Origin of the sequence: Nodosilinea sp. LEGE 07298, assembly GCF_015207265.1 — a bacterium.
In the GTDB taxonomy this organism is placed as follows: Bacteria; Cyanobacteriota; Cyanobacteriia; order Phormidesmidales; family Phormidesmidaceae; genus Nodosilinea.
On the sequence record NZ_JADEXE010000166.1, the window covers coordinates 1 to 15,233 of the forward strand.

The window sequence follows — 15,233 nt, forward strand, 5'->3', positions numbered from 1 at the left end:
TGGACGTCGAATCAAGATTTCAGGAGCTCACTGGAACGCAGATAACGTGCAACAAGTGCTGCAACAGCGATGTGCTTATCTAAATGGCTACTTCTCAAAATGAGTCTTGCAAGACTGGGATGCACCCTTCAGAATATCTGGAGATTGCTGCTTGAACGAGTAGGCCTGAAGACAAAATCTAGCGGAGAGATTCTACAAAGTGTAAGCAACAGCAAGCTAAATTTGGAAAATATGACTTTGGAAACGGGGTCGTTCAAATTCAAATTTAGTTTGTTTTTAGGTATGACCTTACAGCGTTTTTTATTAATCATATAAGTTCACTAGGTAATTTCTTATGGTTCTGTATCCGATTAAAGTCGTTGATATTGAGTTAAGTCAACCAATACCCACCATTGAGGGGTTGGAGGGGTATATGGGTTTGCAGGGGCTAGTACGTTTACATGGTGTGCCATTGGGCTATGTGAAAGCCCCAATTTCTTTGGGCAAATGCACTGCCACAACCCTAAGCAAGCTAATTTTGGAAGAGCACAGTGAGGCGATTATTTGTCAACTGCTCAAGAATGGTCTAGCCTCTCCCAATTGTCCAGCAGAATTTACGCTAGAAAACTTGATTGACTTGCCGCCTGTAGAGTACGCGGGGGAATGGCCGCTGGTGACGGTGGCAGTTTGTACGCGCGATCGCCCAGACGACATCAAGCTTTGCCTGGAAGCCATCAGCCAGCTCAACTATCCTTACCTCGATCTCTTGGTAGTTGATAATGCGCCGCAAACAGAAGCTACCAAAGAACTGATTCAAACCCACTATCCACAGGTGCGCTACGCACGCGAGCCTCGTCCTGGTCTAGACTGGGCACGCAACCGTGCGATCCTAGAAGCTCAAGGGGAAATAATTGCCTACACCGATGATGATGTAGCGGTAGATACTGGATGGGTGAAAGGACTGGTTCAAGCATTTCTAGAAAGCCCGGACACAATGGTTGTTACTGGGCTTGTAGTCCCCTACGAGTTGGAAACCGAAGCGCAAGTACTATTTGAGGAATACGGTGGCTTTGGGCGAGGATTCAAAACTCTGCGGTATCAAACAACATTAAACCAGTCTATGCCTTGGCAATGGTTAGGGGCTGGGCAGTTTGGCACCGGGGCAAACATGGCTTATCGGAAGTCTGTTTTTGAGACAATTGGTTACTTTGACCCTGCTCTGGATGTTGGCACTCCAACAAACGGCGGGGGTGATTTAGAAATGTTCATCCGAGTGTTGAAGGCTGGCTATGGTTTGGTCTATGAACCAACTGCATTGATTCGCCATCGCCATCGACGTAAATATGCCCAATTGAAGCGGCAAATTTCTTTCAACGGCAGTCTCTATGCTTTGTGGTTAAGTCTAGCAATCGCCTATCCTGACCTAAGAGGCGCTTGCGCCAAAATTGGCATTTGGTGGATGCTTTACTGGAATGTACGTCGCACCTTAATAGCGTCTTTCCATCAAACCCAGTTTCCCAAAGACTTAATCCTGGCTGAATTTTGGGGAGCCTTTTCTAGCTTAAAAAGCTATCAAGCATCAACCAGGCGTGTCGCTGAGATCATTCATGAGCATGGATGGCAAACAGAAAAATCTTTACCTATTCGCTATTGTTCTGATCTCAAACAAAAGTCAAAAGCTAAACAATCAGCGATCGCCATCCGCCAGATCGAACTGAGCCAACCATTGTCTCCTCTGATCGGTCTAGAAGAATACGAGAAAGTTCGTGTCTTTGTCAGTTGGCATCACAGTCCCTTCGGCAGCATCGACCATACAAACAACCACCAAAACATATTTGTATCTACCCTATCTCGGCTGATTGTGGATCAGTTTGGCATTAAAATACTTGATCCCTTAGGCATTATGGCAGGCGATGTCATCTGGACACAGGCCATGAATACGATTGCATCGAGATATCGCCTGTCTACTCAGCAGGCTCTCGACCCATTACCTGATTCAGTCATGGTTTCCGTTGTGATTGCTACCTTTGATCGCCCAGATGATCTCCGTAACTGCCTACTCCATCTTAGAGCTCAGCAAACTAGCCGCTGGGTTGAAATTATAGTTGTAGATAATCATCCTAGTTCTGGCTTAACCCCAACGGTTATCCATGAGTTTCCAGAAGTAGTTTTGGTAAACGAACCTCGCCAAGGGTTAGCTTACGCAAGAAATGCAGGATTTATTGCCAGTCAGGGTGACATCCTTATCGCAACAGATGATGATGTTACCGTTCCTCCAGACTGGATCGAGAAACTAATTACCCCCTTCAATCGCCCCGACGTTATGGTTGTAAGTGGCAATGTTTTACCAATTGAGCTAGAAGATGCCTCTCAACAAGCTTTTGAAAACTATGGAGGTTTAGGGCGAGGGTTTGAACCCTTAGAGGTAGGTGGGGCATGGTATGACCTCTTTCCCCATAAACCCTCACCAACGTGGTCTCTGGGAGCAACGGCCAATGCTGCCTTTCGTGCTAGTATTTTTCACCATCCCAACATTGGCCTAATGGATGAAGCTCTAGGACCAGGAATGCCCTCTGGTGTCGGTGAAGATACCTATGTGTTTTACAAAGTTTTGAAGGCGGGCTATACCATCGTTTACAACCCTAAAGCTTTTGTCTGGCACAAGCATCGCAAGACCCGACAAGCTTTAGAGCGACAACTCTATGGCTACAGTAAAGGTCATGTGTCATATAATCTCACCACATGGTTGCATCATGGCGATTGGCGAGGACTTGCTCAAGTTCTCTTAGGCTTGCCCTATGCCCACTATTATCGAATTAAAGAATATCTTCTCAATCGGAGCGAGTACCCTCTCTCACTTATCTGGTTAGAAATTCGGGGCAATCTAGCAGGGCCGTGGTCACTTTGGCAGTCCCATCGGCGTGTGAAGAAATTTGGTCGTAGTCAACCTTACGTGCCAGCGAATGCTAGGAATCAAGACACAACAGAACAGCAGCTTGTTAAATTAACCTCTTCTTCGCAGGAATCTTTACAATCCTCAACTTCAGCTATTTAAGCCTGTGATAGAAAATGTCTTTTAAGAAACCATCTTTTTTGTTTAGGCAGAAGTTCCCTCTGCAGAAGCTTGGCTATCTTTATGATTTGCTGCGATCGCTAGTTAATCGCGACATGAAAATCATGTACAAGCGCTCTACCTTAGGCATCGCCTGGACATTGATCAGTCCGTTGCTTCAATTACTAGTTTTTATCTTTGTTTTTCAAATCATTATCAAGATTGATATTCCTCAGTATTCCTCTTACGTTTTCACAGGATTGCTAGTCTGGAATTGGTTTCAAACATCACTGTTTCAAGCAACTGGAATCATCATTGCTAGTCGTCCGCTCATTCGGCAGCCAGGTTTCCCAAATGCCGTTTTACCTATTGTTGTGGTTACAACGGGCTTAATTCATTTTGTCTTAGCATTACCCGTATTGTTTGTCTTTTTACTTGTCGACGGAGTTAGTCTCACACCTATACTGCTAGTATTGCCGTTGCTTCAAATAATTCAATTTGCATTCACCCTTACGCTTTCTTACTTTCTTGCATCCCTTAATGTCACCTTTAGAGATACTCAGCATACCCTAGGTGTACTGCTTCAATTTTTATTTTATTTAACACCTATCTTTTATGAGATAGGTAATATACCCGACCGCTACTGGTTCATCTACGGCCTTAACCCAATGGTGCATATTGTTACTAGCTATCGACAAATTTTAATGTGGGGTACACAGCCCGACTGGCTAGCCTTAGCCATTATCTCTGGCGTCGTGGCCATACTTATGCCCCTTGGCTATAACCTCTTCAAACGTCAAAGCTTACGGTTTGTGGAGGAAATTTGACATGGGTGCTGCAATTTTAGTTGAAAATTTAGGTAAGCGATTCCATCGCTACCATGCCAAAAAACCTGTCACCCTGATGGAGGCAGTTCTGTCAGGGCTGAGGCGTATTCAGCCCATGGATGACTTTTGGGCTTTGCGGGGTATTTCGTTTGAAGTAGCTGCCGGTGAAATGTTAGGCGTTATTGGCCATAACGGTGCCGGAAAATCTACGCTGTTGCAAGTATTAGGCAAAGTCGCCTACCCCAACGAAGGGCGCATTAAAATGCGAGGCCGTGTAGGAGCATTACTTGATCTCGGAGCGGGGTTCCACGGTGACTTGACCGGTCGGGAAAATGTATTTGTAGCGGCAATTGTCGCAGGATTGCGGCGGAGTGAAGCAACTCGCCGTTTTGATCAAATAGTTGAATTTGCAGAACTAGAAGGGTTCATTGATAATCCAGTACGAACTTACAGTTCTGGCATGATGATGCGACTGGCCTTTTCGGTAGCTGTGCATACCGATCCAGATATTTTGCTGGTGGATGAGTTTTTATCGGTAGGAGATTTGGCCTTTCAGAGCAAATGTCTTAACCGCATTGAAGAAATGAAGCAGCAGGGCTGCGCCATTGTGCTGGTATCTCACGATGCGGGGCAGGTTGAACGGTTATGCGATCGCGCCCTCTGGCTTAAGAAAGGAACTGTGGCAGCCTACGGTGAACCGACTGTAGTTGTTGGGCAATACACCATGGAGATGCGATCGAAAACCCAGCAGCGCACGCCCAATCGTCCAATTCAGCTGACGGCCGCTGGCACAGAGCTACGAGTTAACGAAAACCGTTTCGGCTCGCTGGAGGCAGAAATCACCGATGTTAGGCTGCAGCCCCAGGCAATTTTAGAATCTGGAGACGCTCTCTGCATTGCGATCGATTATCAAACCCATCAGCCCCTCGACAGCGCTATTTTTAGCATTGCCATCAGCCAGGAAAACGGAGACATCTGCCTGGATGTCAATACCTTAGCAATGGGCCACTCCTACATCCGCCTCCAGGAACGAGGTACCCTCAAACTCACCTTCGATCGATTAGATCTCCAAGCCGGACAATACTTTGTTGATGTCGGTATATATCGGCAAGATTGGAGCTATGCCTACGACTACCACTGGCATGTCTATCCGTTGACTATCGAGTCAAGGATATCCTCGAAAGGGCTTTTGCAGCCGCCGATGCGCTGGGAAGTGTCCCAAGGCTCACCTGTGCAGTCGCTTACCTTATAACTCTGCTCCTAACCCGAACCGATAGTTTTACGCTATCTATTCCCGTAGGCTTTCTGTCTCAACCATCATCAAGCTTTACCTACTATGGCTGACCCCACCTTGCCAGAACTGTATGATCCAGACTTTTTTACTCACCTACAACAGGGTTCAAAGCGATCGGCAACGATCATTGCTCCCCTCGTTTTAGAATGGACCGCTCCTAAAAGCGTGGTGGATATAGGCTGTGGGGATGGCACCTGGTTATCAGTCTTTCAGGGGCAGGGGGTTGAGGATATTTTGGGCTTGGATGGCAGCTATGTCCAACCCGAGACGCTGAAAATTCATCAGGAATGTTTTGTATCCAGAGATTTGAACCAACCCTTTGTGCTCGACCGTCGCTTTGACCTGGCAATGTCATTAGAGGTGGCGGAGCATTTGCCAGCGGCGAGTGCCCCAGGGTTTGTGGCGTCATTGGTGCAGCTGAGCGATGTGGTGCTATTTTCAGCAGCAATTCCCCACCAGGGCGGCACCCATCATATCAATGAGCAGTGGCCTGACTATTGGATTGCGTTGTTTGAAGCTGAAGGCTATGTTGTCATTGATGGATTGCGCCCGCGCATATGGGATCATCCAGACGTTGAGCCCTGGTATGCCCAGAATAGTTTTTTGTTTGTGCGGGGCGATCGCCTACATCACTATCCTAAATTGCAGCAGCTTACAACTCAGCCGAGCTTTAGCCAGCATGCCCTAGCTCATCCCAAAATTTATCTGCAGCAATGCCCCGATGTCGCCGAGTCTTCCCCTGACACAGGAGCTACCCAGCTCAGCCCAGACCCTTCATTTCTGATTAAAATCCTCAACCTTACCTGTGCTCCATCCTCTGAAATTTCGAGCGGCGAAGGAATAACTCTTGAACTGGAGTATCAGCTACAGGCTCCCGTAGATGCAGCGATTTTTAGCCTGAGCCTAAGCGACTCTAGCGGCCAAATTTATCTAGATACAGATACTGAAATCAATCCATTACCTACCAACTGGGAAAAACCCCAGTACCTTCAGCTCCAAATCGACCGTCTGGATCTGGCGCATGGCAGGTACTTTTTCAACCCTGGCGTCTATGCATCAGACTGGAAACAGATCTACGATTTCCACTGGCATCGCTATCCCCTGACCATTGGCACCACAAGCCCCAGCAAAGGAATATTAAATCCTCCTCTGGTATGGCATAGCCCGACCCCAGCCTCCCATGAAGCCTAATACAAAATCACTAGCATTAGTTGCAGCATCGGTTACGCTTTTGCTACCTGACAATGTGTGGCTTAGAGCTTAAGATGAGCCGCAGACGGAGGAATAGGGATGCCATTTACTAACTCTAATCAATGGCATCACCTGAGCACCTCAGCGCGATCGCATCGTATGGACAGGCATAGACGACAGGTTTGGCCAATAATTCTGCCTATTTTGGTAGCAGTAGCCTTAGTTTTAGGAAGTGCATCGCGGGGGCCGGCCACTTCACCTAATTCCACCATTTCAGAGATAAAGATATACAGTAGCGTGATTGGAGTCAGCACTCGCTACATAGGTGCCTGCGAGGGAAATGTCAATTTTAGTAGGGCCGATCTAGAGGATTTAGGGCTCAATACCTATCGCGTTTATGGCGGCATGTCTCGCTGGGAACCAGAGGACGATGACGGTATCTACGGTCTACCCACGATCGCCCAAATCAAAGCTAATCCCGATGTTATTCCTTGGCAAGTGTGGGATCAGGTTATGACCTCTCCCCCCCAAGGGAGCGACTACCACTTCTCTGGAGTGCCAGAGGAACTCTGGCAGGGTAATGCCCGGTCTATTTTTGAAACGCTAAAACAGTCTCACATTCGCCCAGTGATCACGATTCGGAATACAGATCCGGGCTGGAGTCCAGATTGGGCCCTGCAGCTGAACCCACCTCGTACAGAGGCCGACTGGAACGAGTGGTGGGAGCATGTATTCGCCACTGTTTACTGGCTAAATGTGCGAAATGACTACCGCGTCGATGATTTTGAGATTCATAACGAACCCGACAATCGACAGCAGGGTTGGGGTGGCAATCAACAAGATTATTTTGAGTTAGTACGGACGGGAGTAGATGCCATTGCTTATATCTATCGTACGTATCTACCCGATCGGCAATTTCACATTCATGCGCCCAAAACTGTTGGAGGAAGCCATTGGCCTGCTGATACTTTAGAAGCTGTTCCAGACTATTTTGATAGTGTTAATGTACACAATTATGACATAGACATTTCTAATTATATTCGACAGGTTCGTGGCTGGATGAGAAACACAGTCCATGCACAATCACCTCTTTGGCTAGGTGAATGGGGTACTTATACTGAAGGTTACAGTGATCTAAATTTCTCTTTGAATCTCATTCAAAATATGATGCGGATGTCACAGCCTGGGGATACTTATGTGTACGGCAACCATCTATTTTCACTGTACGACTGGGGGTACAATAATGGATTTGAAGGTTTGATTGGAAAAAACGGGGATCGCCGCCTTAGTTACTATGCCTTTCGTATGGGTATCCGTGCTTTGCAAGGAGGGCGTAGCGTGCTTCAGATAACTAACAACAACTCGGACTTGATGGCGATTTCAACTCAAGATGATGATCGAAAAAAGATAAATCTATTAGTTTTAAATAGTAGTTCGACTGATCATATTGTTAATGCCAGCTTTCCAGTGTTTGGCCCACGAGCCAAGGCGACTATTAGGGAATTTAGTGAGAGGGTCTTAGATGAATTAGCGGAAGAGGTGGATTTTGAACTAAATCAAATAACCTTTCAGATTCCAGCATATACAAGTAAGTTAATCGTTGTTAGCTCTTACAACACTCCGGACAGTTTTTGACAGCCAGCGGTTCTACAAAAAAACCTGTGACTATCTACGGCTTTTAGGAAAACTCTCGCTTTCGCAAGCCCTTTGCCTATGCGGCTCTAGCTGTGGGCGTAGCCTTTTTGCTCTCTAGCATTTTGGTAATTCGAGATGGCTTGGTACTGCTATCGCAAGCTATGGATACAACTGGTCAGTAGGCTATCGAACTCCAAACCCAAGGTAGAGCAGGAGCGCACTAACCAAAAAAATTACCGCCAACGCCACCCCCGAAGATTTTGCTGAAGCTCTGCAAGCCATTGATATCCCGGCCAAAGCCCTCAAGCACAACGCTAAAACCAGCCTAACTAGAGCCAGCATTGCCAGCCCCAGCAACCTGGTAGTGAGTGATGGGCATTGGTCTGCTGGAGCTAGGGCGTGTGGGGATTGGTGGTGCTGGTGGCTCAGCTGTGGGTGGTAGCAAGTCTCGCAAACAGCGTTCAGTTAATGCCTATCGGTCTAGGGTCGCCGTTACCCAGCGGGCGATCGCTCCCCATGTACCTCACGGTCTGAAGCTGTCTTTGGTAACTGATGCGATCGCCCCACCCCCGGTACCAGCGAAATCAAATCCTCAATGTTTTGCTGCATGGTGAGACAAATTGCATCCAGCGGTAGATCGTTGGGGTCGTGGCCAAAGGGGTTTTCGATCTCGATGCCAATCTCTTCGATACCAAATACCGCAAAGCTAATCAGCCCCACCAAAAGGGGCGTACCCCAGCCCACCGAGTCCACCATTTGAAAGGGTAGGGCCAGGCAGTACAGCATCAGCAACTGCTTGAGGTGAATGCTGTAGGCCACCGGCACCGGCGTTTTGAGAATACGCTCGCAGCCGCCCAGGGCATCCACCAGACCGTCTAGAGTTTCTAGGCAGTAGGTGAGCTGGTAGGGGTTGAGGGTGCCGCGAATTTGCTGGGTTTGCAGGTAATCCGCCACCCAAAAGGCGATCTCCAGGGGCGGGTTATTCATCTGCCGCAGTTTGGCAAACTGGTCGGCGGTAAGCAGGCTGGCCAGTTCGGCGGCGGGGGCTTCGCCGCGCAGGTGCAACTTCATGGCCACGGCAAAGGCGGGCAGCTGGCGCACGACCGCCATTTTGGCTTCGTAATCGCCGGGCTGGGGCGTCTCGATCGCCACCCACATCTGCCGGGCCAGGTTGCGGGTCTGGTTGATCACATTGCCCCACAGCTTGCGCCCCTCCCAAAACCGCTCGTAGGAGGTGTTGGTGCGGAAGACCAGCAGCAGACCCAGCACCAGACTGGGCACCAGCGACCCTAAAATGGGCGAAGATACCGGCCAGCCACGCGCGTAAAGTAGCAAAACCCCAACCGAAAAAAACGCGCACAGCAGCACCCGGGGCATGACAGCCGGAATCACCGACCCCCGAATGCTAAACAGCAGCCTAAACCAGTCCTGCTCGTAGCGGCGAACGTTGCGCTTGATGGGTTGATCGGGCACCCGCTAACTCTCCCAAACAATTTCAACTAACCTGGGGATGTCCCCCCGGCATTGTAGACGCTCTAACGGGTTAGGTCTGTTGCTTGGCCCACGGCAATCGTTTGGTCTACTGTGAGCACTTCGTTGGAGTTTTAAGGCCCAGTCGTCTAAACCGTGACGGCGTAGTCAATTAGCTGGAGCAATCGCTGCCGCAGCGTCTCTAGCCCCATGCGTTCGGTGGCGGAGATAAATAGAGCATTGGGGTACTCGTCCTGGGCGATCGCGAGGGTTTCGCTGCTGACCCGGTCGGCCTTGTTAAACACCAGCAGCATTGGCCCCGGCACAATCGGCATCTCTTTGAGAATGCGCATGACCCAGTGAATCTGGTCTTGCCAGGCCGGGTGCGACACATCGACCACGTGGAGCAGTGCGTCGGCCTCGGTCACTTCTTCGAGGGTGGCGCGAAAGGCGTCCATCAGTGAGGCGGGCAGCTCTTCGATAAAGCCCACGGTGTCGGTGACTACCAGTTGGGTAGTTTCATGTGTCTCTGGGTCGGTAATGGCCAGGCGGCGGGTGGTGGGGTCGAGGGTAGCAAACAGCTGGTCGGCGGCGTAGACCTCGGAGTTGGTCAGGGTATTGACCAGGGTTGACTTGCCCGCGTTGGTGTAGCCTACTACGGCGATCGAGGGCAGGTTGTCGTCCTGGCGGCGGTGGCGCAGGCGGGCGCGATGGGCCTGGAGCTGGTTGACCTCCTGCTGCAGCCGCTGAATGCGCCGCTGAATCGCCCGGCGCTCGGTCTCCAATTTTGTTTCTCCTGGCCCTCGGGTGCCGATGCCGCCCCCCTGCCGCGATAGGGCCTGGCCGCGCCCCTTCAGTCGGGGCATTTGGTATTCGAGCTGGGCCAGCTCGACTTGTAGCTTACCGGCCCCGCTCTTGGCCCGCTGGGCAAAGATATCGAGAATCAGCTCGGTGCGATCGACCACGCGAAGGCCCACCATGTTCTCTAGGTTTCGCACCTGCATGGGCGACAGGTCGCGATCGAACACAATCAGGTTGGCCCCTACGGTTTGGGCCGCTAGGGCGACTTCCTGCACCTTACCAGCCCCCAACACGGTTTGAGGGTGGGGACGGGGCCGCTTTTGGTACAGCGTCTCTAGCACTTCGCCGCCAGCGCTGTCGACCAGGCGCTCCAGTTCTTCAAGGCGGGTGTGAAAGTGGTTGTCGCTTTGGTCGTGGGTAAAGAGGCCTACGACTAGGACGCGATCGCGATCGTCTTCTACCTGCAGGGCGGTAAAGGCGCGGCTAAACTCGGCCTCTAACCCTTCGGCCAGGGCCAGAAAGTCCTGCTGGGCCAGTTCTTCTAAATCCATGGGGTCGGACACCAGCCAGCGCTGCTCGGGGTGGGGCACCAGGTGGGCCAGATAGGCATTCTGAATGTAGCCCGTCGCGCCGCCGCCCCGGCGGGTAAAGCCCGTGCCCGTCAGCGCCAGCACCGCCAGCACGTCGAGCCGCTGCAGGGCCATGGTGGTGAGAATACTGTCGCTGGGCGGGTCTAGCTCAAACTGGGTGGCAATGCAGCGAAGGCCGCTAAGGCGTTCGGCCCCGTAGCGCGGCAGCTCTGAGGGCGGAATTTGGGTCTGCCGCAGCGTACCCACGCCGACGCGAATCACCTGGCCGCGCCGATTGACATAGGCGCACAGAGGGCTGTCGATGTCGGTGCTAACCGCCGCCAGCCGCTGGGCGAACTCGGGGGTCACCACGCAATCGCCCGGCAGCCGCTGGTGATAGAGTCGCTGCAGCTGCTTGAGCTGGCTGGGTTTAAGACCCTTTAGATTTCCGTAAACCGTTTCGATAGGGCTAGTCCACTCCTGGGATCGATGGGATATGCCATAGTAATGGGGCCGAAGTGAGAGCGTCAACGACATCCAATGACATCACAATATTCTAACGATCGCTCTGGCGATCGCCGCCAGGGTGTTTTTATTCGTTGGTCAAGCGCATCTCGGCGGCGGGGCCAGCGAGACCTGCCCGACCCCGGTTTTGTCGTTGATCGCAAACGGCTTTACAAGTATTTAGATTCCCTAGAGGGGCTCTCAGGCGAATAGGCCGTCCTGAGGGCAATACCTGCGTATTCGACCAGGGCAAAAAAATTGAAAATCGGACGATTTCGGTCTATAACACTCCTAAAGTTCAATACGCTCCATGAGAATTGGGTGTATTCTTATTTCGAGTTTGACTCCGAGCCAACTCCAGAAGTGGAGTTTCGTCTGTGGGAAAGCTATATTTCCTGAGCTGGGCTCGGCATACCATGAGACCTTAACTAAGCCCCTGGGATAAGCCGTCATGAGTGAATATCAATCGGATACTGCATTTACAGAGCCCGTAACGTCGGTGCCCGATCCGGTACTTGACGTAGAAACGTCGGAATCTACCACTGATAGCCTGGGAGAAGAGGCTACCCGCCAGGTGCAGATAGTGTGGGACAAGGTGTCTGGACTGCTGGGCGACCTGCCCGACTACGTGTCTGTATTCTTTAAGCGCTACCGTCGGCCCATTGTGACGGTGGGTTTAATTATTGCCGCCATTATTGCGGTCAAGCTGGTGCTGGCCCTGCTTGATGCCATCAACGACTTCCCGCTGCTGGCCCCCACCTTTGAACTGATCGGGCTGATCTACAGCGGCTGGTTCCTCTATCGCTATCTGCTCAAAGCCTCCAATCGGCAGGAGCTGCTGGGCGATATTGCGGCCATCCGCGACCAGGTGCTCGGTAAGGGGAATGGGTAGTGCTATAGCACTACTGGCTCCTTCACGCTTTAGTACGGTTAACTGCCCCCTGTAATTCGCGATCGCGCTTTCTATACTGGTTGTAGATGCAACGGGTGGTTGCGCGATCGTTAGAGCCCAGGGGGTTCGTTTGCTTATGGCGCAAGAAATGGCGCAGACCAAGACAATTACCCAGGCGGTAGAACGTCTGGGCTATCGAGTTACCGTAGGAGATGTGGCCGCCGAAGCAGGCATGCCTCTGATGGAGGCGCAGCAGGGCGTATTGGCCCTGGCCTCTGATGTAAAGGCTCACCTGCAGGTAGCCGAGTCGGGCGAGATTGCCTACGTTTTCCCTAAAAATATTCAGGCGATACTGTGGAGCAAATCCTGGCGGCTGCGATGGCAGGCGGCCTGGGAAAAAGTATGGCGGGTCTTGTTCTACCTGATCCGTATTTCCTTTGGCATTTTGCTGATTTTGTCGCTGGTGCTGATTGTGGTGGCGATTACTTTGCTGGCGATCGCAGCTAGCAGCGCCGGTCAGCAAAACGACAACCGCAACCGTGGCGGCGGTGGCATGATTTTTCTGCCCCGCTTCTGGATTGGTCCCAACCTATTTCGCACCTTCGAGCCTCCCAGTGCCCGTCGTCGTCGCCAGCCCCGCACTCCAGAGGAGATGAACTTTCTAGAGTCGGTATTCTCCTTCTTGTTTGGTGATGGCAACCCCAACGTCGACCTCGACGATCGCCGCTGGCAGAGCATTGCCCAGGTGATTCAAGCCAACGGTGGGGCCGTGGTCGCCGAGCAAATCGTTCCTTTCCTCGATGACCTCGGCAAAGGCTGGGATCGCGACCTCGAAGACTTCATGGTGCCGGTGCTGAGTCGCTTCAACGGAGTGCCCCAGGTCAGCCCCCAGGGTGGCATTGCCTATCAATTTCCAGAATTGCAGGTGACCGCTAACGAGCGCCGTCGCCTGCGGCCACCCCAATTCTTGCGCGAAATTCCCCGCCGATTTAGCCAGGCTAGCTCGGGTCAGATTATGGCCGCCGCTGGTTTGGGCGGGGCCAACCTGGTTGGGGCGCTGGTGCTGGGCAGCATGCTGCGAGACCCGGCATTGGTTGTGCAACTGGGTGGCATTGTTGCCCTGGCAAACTCGCTCTACTGGGTGCTGCTGGGCTATGGCACAGCCTTCTTGGCCATTCCCCTCGTGCGCTACTTTTGGGTGCAGCGGCAGAACCAGCGTATTGAGGCCCGCAACGCCGAGCGCGAGCAGCGAGTCGAAGAACTCAACCAGCTCACCACCGAGCAGCGCGAAAAGCTTGCCTTCGCTGAAACTCTCACGGGTCAGACGGTGCTGGGTACCGATAACCTGGCCTACACGACCGAGGCCGATCTGACCGACCAAGAAGCGGCACAGAAAGACAAGCTTGATGCCGAGTGGCAGCGGTTGCTGGAGCAGCGGCGGCAGGGGAAGTGAGTGGGAGTGTGGATGGGTGGATGCGTGGATGCGTGGATGCGAAAGTATACTTCTTGTACTTTTTTACCCATCCACCCGCCTACCCATCCACCCGCTTACCCATCCACTCATCCACCCGCCTACCCACCTACTCATTCATGGTCTTGTAAGTCGCGACGGCCGAGGGGGAGATGCGGTTGAGATAACGGAAGATCCAGTATTTGAAGATGGTATCGAGGATCACCGGGAAGGTAGCGATAAACAGAAAGATGAAGTCGCGGTTGGCGGGTAGGCCCAGGTGCCGCGATAGCCCTTCCAGCAAGATTTCCCAGCCGTGGGGCGAGTGGAAGCCGACGAATGTGTCGGTAAACAGGATGATGATGAAGGCCTTGGCGCTGTCGCTGAGGCCGTAGACGATTTCGTCCATGAAGGACTTAATGTTGGCGACATCCTGCTTGCGGTAAATTAGCAGCATGGCAAAGGCGATCGCGGCCAATATATCGGAAAACACGTTTTTGACGGCGCTAGCGCTGCGATCGCGGTAGTCGTCTTCAATTTCGGTGGCTTTGGTGCGTACTCGCTGCTCAATGTTGAGTTCTGAAAGGGGGGGCGCTTTGCCGATTAGCACCTCAAAGCGCAGCCGCTCTTCGAACTGCTGTAGCTCGTGGAGGGCTTCTTCTTCCATTTCAATATTGAGAAAGACCTCCGGCTCTGAGTCGCCTGCCCGCACTTGGTCGACGATTGGCCCGACAATAAAGGCTTTGGTAAACTGCTGGGTCAGCAGCGGCACAATCACCAGCAGCAGCACAAACCGAATCGCAGCAGTGGTTTTAGATTTAGAGTTGCGAAACTCCTTCACCACCTCCTGTTCGGCGTTGGGGTCGAGGTCTTGGCGAATGCGATCAACGGTGCGCAAAATTGATCGGGGCAGCACATTGACGCGATCGGAGAGGCCCGCTGCCCTAGTGCCGTCGGGGTTTATAACATTGGTATTTGCGGCTGTAGCGCCGTTCTGATTGGCTAAATTTGGCCCGCTGCTCCGGGCCTGAGTGGCCTTAGACCGCAGCACCTGAGCTGAAGGGGCTGGCTCTAGACTGCCATTACTTCCATTAGCAAGCGTGATCACCCGCTCAGGGGTGGCATCGAGGTTGGCGTAGCGGGCCAGCACCTCGTCCACTAGGCGCAGCTTGCGAAAGAACATCGCCTGCTGATCAATCACGTTGACAGCCAGCTCGTCGGACTCAGAAGCGGGCAAATCCACTTCCATAATGCGCGAGTCGCTGACCCGTACAATGGAGCGGCTGGCCCGAAACTCGGCCATGCGCACCTTAATCAAGTTCAGGTACTTTTTTAGCTCGCTCTGAAAATACTCCATGGCGCTGTCGCCGTAGCTGCCATAGCGGGTTGAGATCGGGTTGCCGCCAAAGTATTCGCGCTCGATCGCCACAATCATCTGGGCGGCTTCGTAGGCCTGGTTGAGGGCGCGATCGGGAGTGCGAAACAACCACCGCTGGGCGCTGCGAAAAAAGCCTGAGTTCTGCATTAGAGGGGGTGCTGGCGCTGGGATGTCCAGATCCTACTATAGTC

At 52.1% G+C, this 15,233-nt stretch carries 11 protein-coding genes; 8 read left to right on the forward strand and 3 right to left on the reverse strand.

Features of this window, described 5'->3' with window-relative positions; all coding sequences use genetic code 11:
* Positions 1-334: 334 nt before the first annotated feature.
* From IQ273_RS20475 to IQ273_RS20495, 5 genes are all read left to right on the forward strand, one after another.
* On the forward strand, positions 335-3,034 hold the full coding sequence (locus IQ273_RS20475) for a glycosyltransferase family 2 protein (RefSeq protein WP_194025016.1): 2,700 nt from the start codon (positions 335-337) through the stop codon (positions 3,032-3,034).
* 14 nt (positions 3,035-3,048) lie between these two features.
* Positions 3,049-3,858, forward strand: a complete 810-nt coding sequence (locus IQ273_RS20480) for an ABC transporter permease (protein ID WP_194025017.1) — start codon at positions 3,049-3,051, stop codon at positions 3,856-3,858.
* A gap of 1 nt (position 3,859) precedes the next feature.
* Positions 3,860-5,110: an ABC transporter ATP-binding protein gene (locus IQ273_RS20485; protein WP_194025018.1), complete on the forward strand. Its 1,251-nt coding sequence runs from the start codon at positions 3,860-3,862 to the stop codon at positions 5,108-5,110.
* An 84-nt stretch (positions 5,111-5,194) separates the two neighbouring features.
* Positions 5,195-6,343, forward strand: a complete 1,149-nt coding sequence (locus IQ273_RS20490) for a Wzt carbohydrate-binding domain-containing protein (protein WP_194025019.1) — start codon at positions 5,195-5,197, stop codon at positions 6,341-6,343.
* A gap of 99 nt (positions 6,344-6,442) precedes the next feature.
* Entirely contained in the window at positions 6,443-7,978 is a 1,536-nt protein-coding gene (locus IQ273_RS20495; protein ID WP_194025020.1) for a hypothetical protein, read from the forward strand.
* A gap of 492 nt (positions 7,979-8,470) precedes the next feature.
* On the opposite strand, the gene IQ273_RS20500 is transcribed toward IQ273_RS20495, so the two are convergent.
* On the reverse strand, positions 8,471-9,451 hold the full coding sequence (locus tag IQ273_RS20500; RefSeq protein WP_194025021.1) for a bestrophin family ion channel: 981 nt from the start codon (positions 9,449-9,451) through the stop codon (positions 8,471-8,473).
* Between the two features lie 146 nt (positions 9,452-9,597).
* A complete protein-coding gene (gene hflX, locus IQ273_RS20505; RefSeq protein WP_278000576.1) occupies positions 9,598-11,355 on the reverse strand; it encodes a GTPase HflX in 1,758 nt (585 codons plus the stop codon).
* Positions 11,356-11,358: 3 nt separating this feature from the next.
* Between hflX and IQ273_RS20510 the strand changes: the two genes are divergently transcribed.
* The 3 genes from IQ273_RS20510 to IQ273_RS20520 all read left to right on the forward strand — a co-directional run bounded on the left by IQ273_RS20510 (position 11,359) and on the right by IQ273_RS20520 (position 13,667).
* The gene (locus tag IQ273_RS20510) at positions 11,359-11,535 is read left to right on the forward strand and encodes a hypothetical protein (RefSeq protein WP_194025022.1); all 177 of its coding nucleotides are present in this window, start codon (positions 11,359-11,361) and stop codon (positions 11,533-11,535) included.
* Positions 11,536-11,773: 238 nt separating this feature from the next.
* Entirely contained in the window at positions 11,774-12,214 is a 441-nt protein-coding gene (locus tag IQ273_RS20515; protein ID WP_194025023.1) for a CAAD domain-containing protein, read from the forward strand.
* A 148-nt stretch (positions 12,215-12,362) separates the two neighbouring features.
* A complete protein-coding gene (locus IQ273_RS20520) occupies positions 12,363-13,667 on the forward strand; it encodes a hypothetical protein (protein ID WP_228053471.1) in 1,305 nt (434 codons plus the stop codon).
* Between the two features lie 127 nt (positions 13,668-13,794).
* Here the strand turns inward: IQ273_RS20520 and IQ273_RS20525 are convergent, their stop codons facing one another.
* On the reverse strand, positions 13,795-15,189 hold the full coding sequence (locus IQ273_RS20525; RefSeq protein ID WP_194025025.1) for a proton extrusion protein PcxA: 1,395 nt from the start codon (positions 15,187-15,189) through the stop codon (positions 13,795-13,797).
* Positions 15,190-15,233: the final 44 nt, after the last annotated feature.

Excerpts from the sequence above, each read along its gene's own strand:
- IQ273_RS20475 (WP_194025016.1), top strand. The coding sequence starts at position 335 with ATGGTTCTGTATCCGATTAAAGTCGTTGATATTGAGTTAAGTCAACCA.
- IQ273_RS20480 (WP_194025017.1), top strand. The coding sequence starts at position 3,049 with ATGTCTTTTAAGAAACCATCTTTTTTGTTTAGGCAGAAGTTCCCTCTG.
- IQ273_RS20485 (WP_194025018.1), top strand. The coding sequence starts at position 3,860 with ATGGGTGCTGCAATTTTAGTTGAAAATTTAGGTAAGCGATTCCATCGC.
- IQ273_RS20490 (WP_194025019.1), top strand. The coding sequence starts at position 5,195 with ATGGCTGACCCCACCTTGCCAGAACTGTATGATCCAGACTTTTTTACT.
- IQ273_RS20495 (WP_194025020.1), top strand. The coding sequence starts at position 6,443 with ATGCCATTTACTAACTCTAATCAATGGCATCACCTGAGCACCTCAGCG.
- hflX (WP_278000576.1), bottom strand. The coding sequence starts at position 11,355 with ATGTCGTTGACGCTCTCACTTCGGCCCCATTACTATGGCATATCCCAT.
- IQ273_RS20510 (WP_194025022.1), top strand. The coding sequence starts at position 11,359 with ATGACATCACAATATTCTAACGATCGCTCTGGCGATCGCCGCCAGGGT.
- IQ273_RS20515 (WP_194025023.1), top strand. The coding sequence starts at position 11,774 with ATGAGTGAATATCAATCGGATACTGCATTTACAGAGCCCGTAACGTCG.
- IQ273_RS20520 (WP_228053471.1), top strand. The coding sequence starts at position 12,363 with ATGGCGCAGACCAAGACAATTACCCAGGCGGTAGAACGTCTGGGCTAT.
- IQ273_RS20525 (WP_194025025.1), bottom strand. The coding sequence starts at position 15,189 with ATGCAGAACTCAGGCTTTTTTCGCAGCGCCCAGCGGTGGTTGTTTCGC.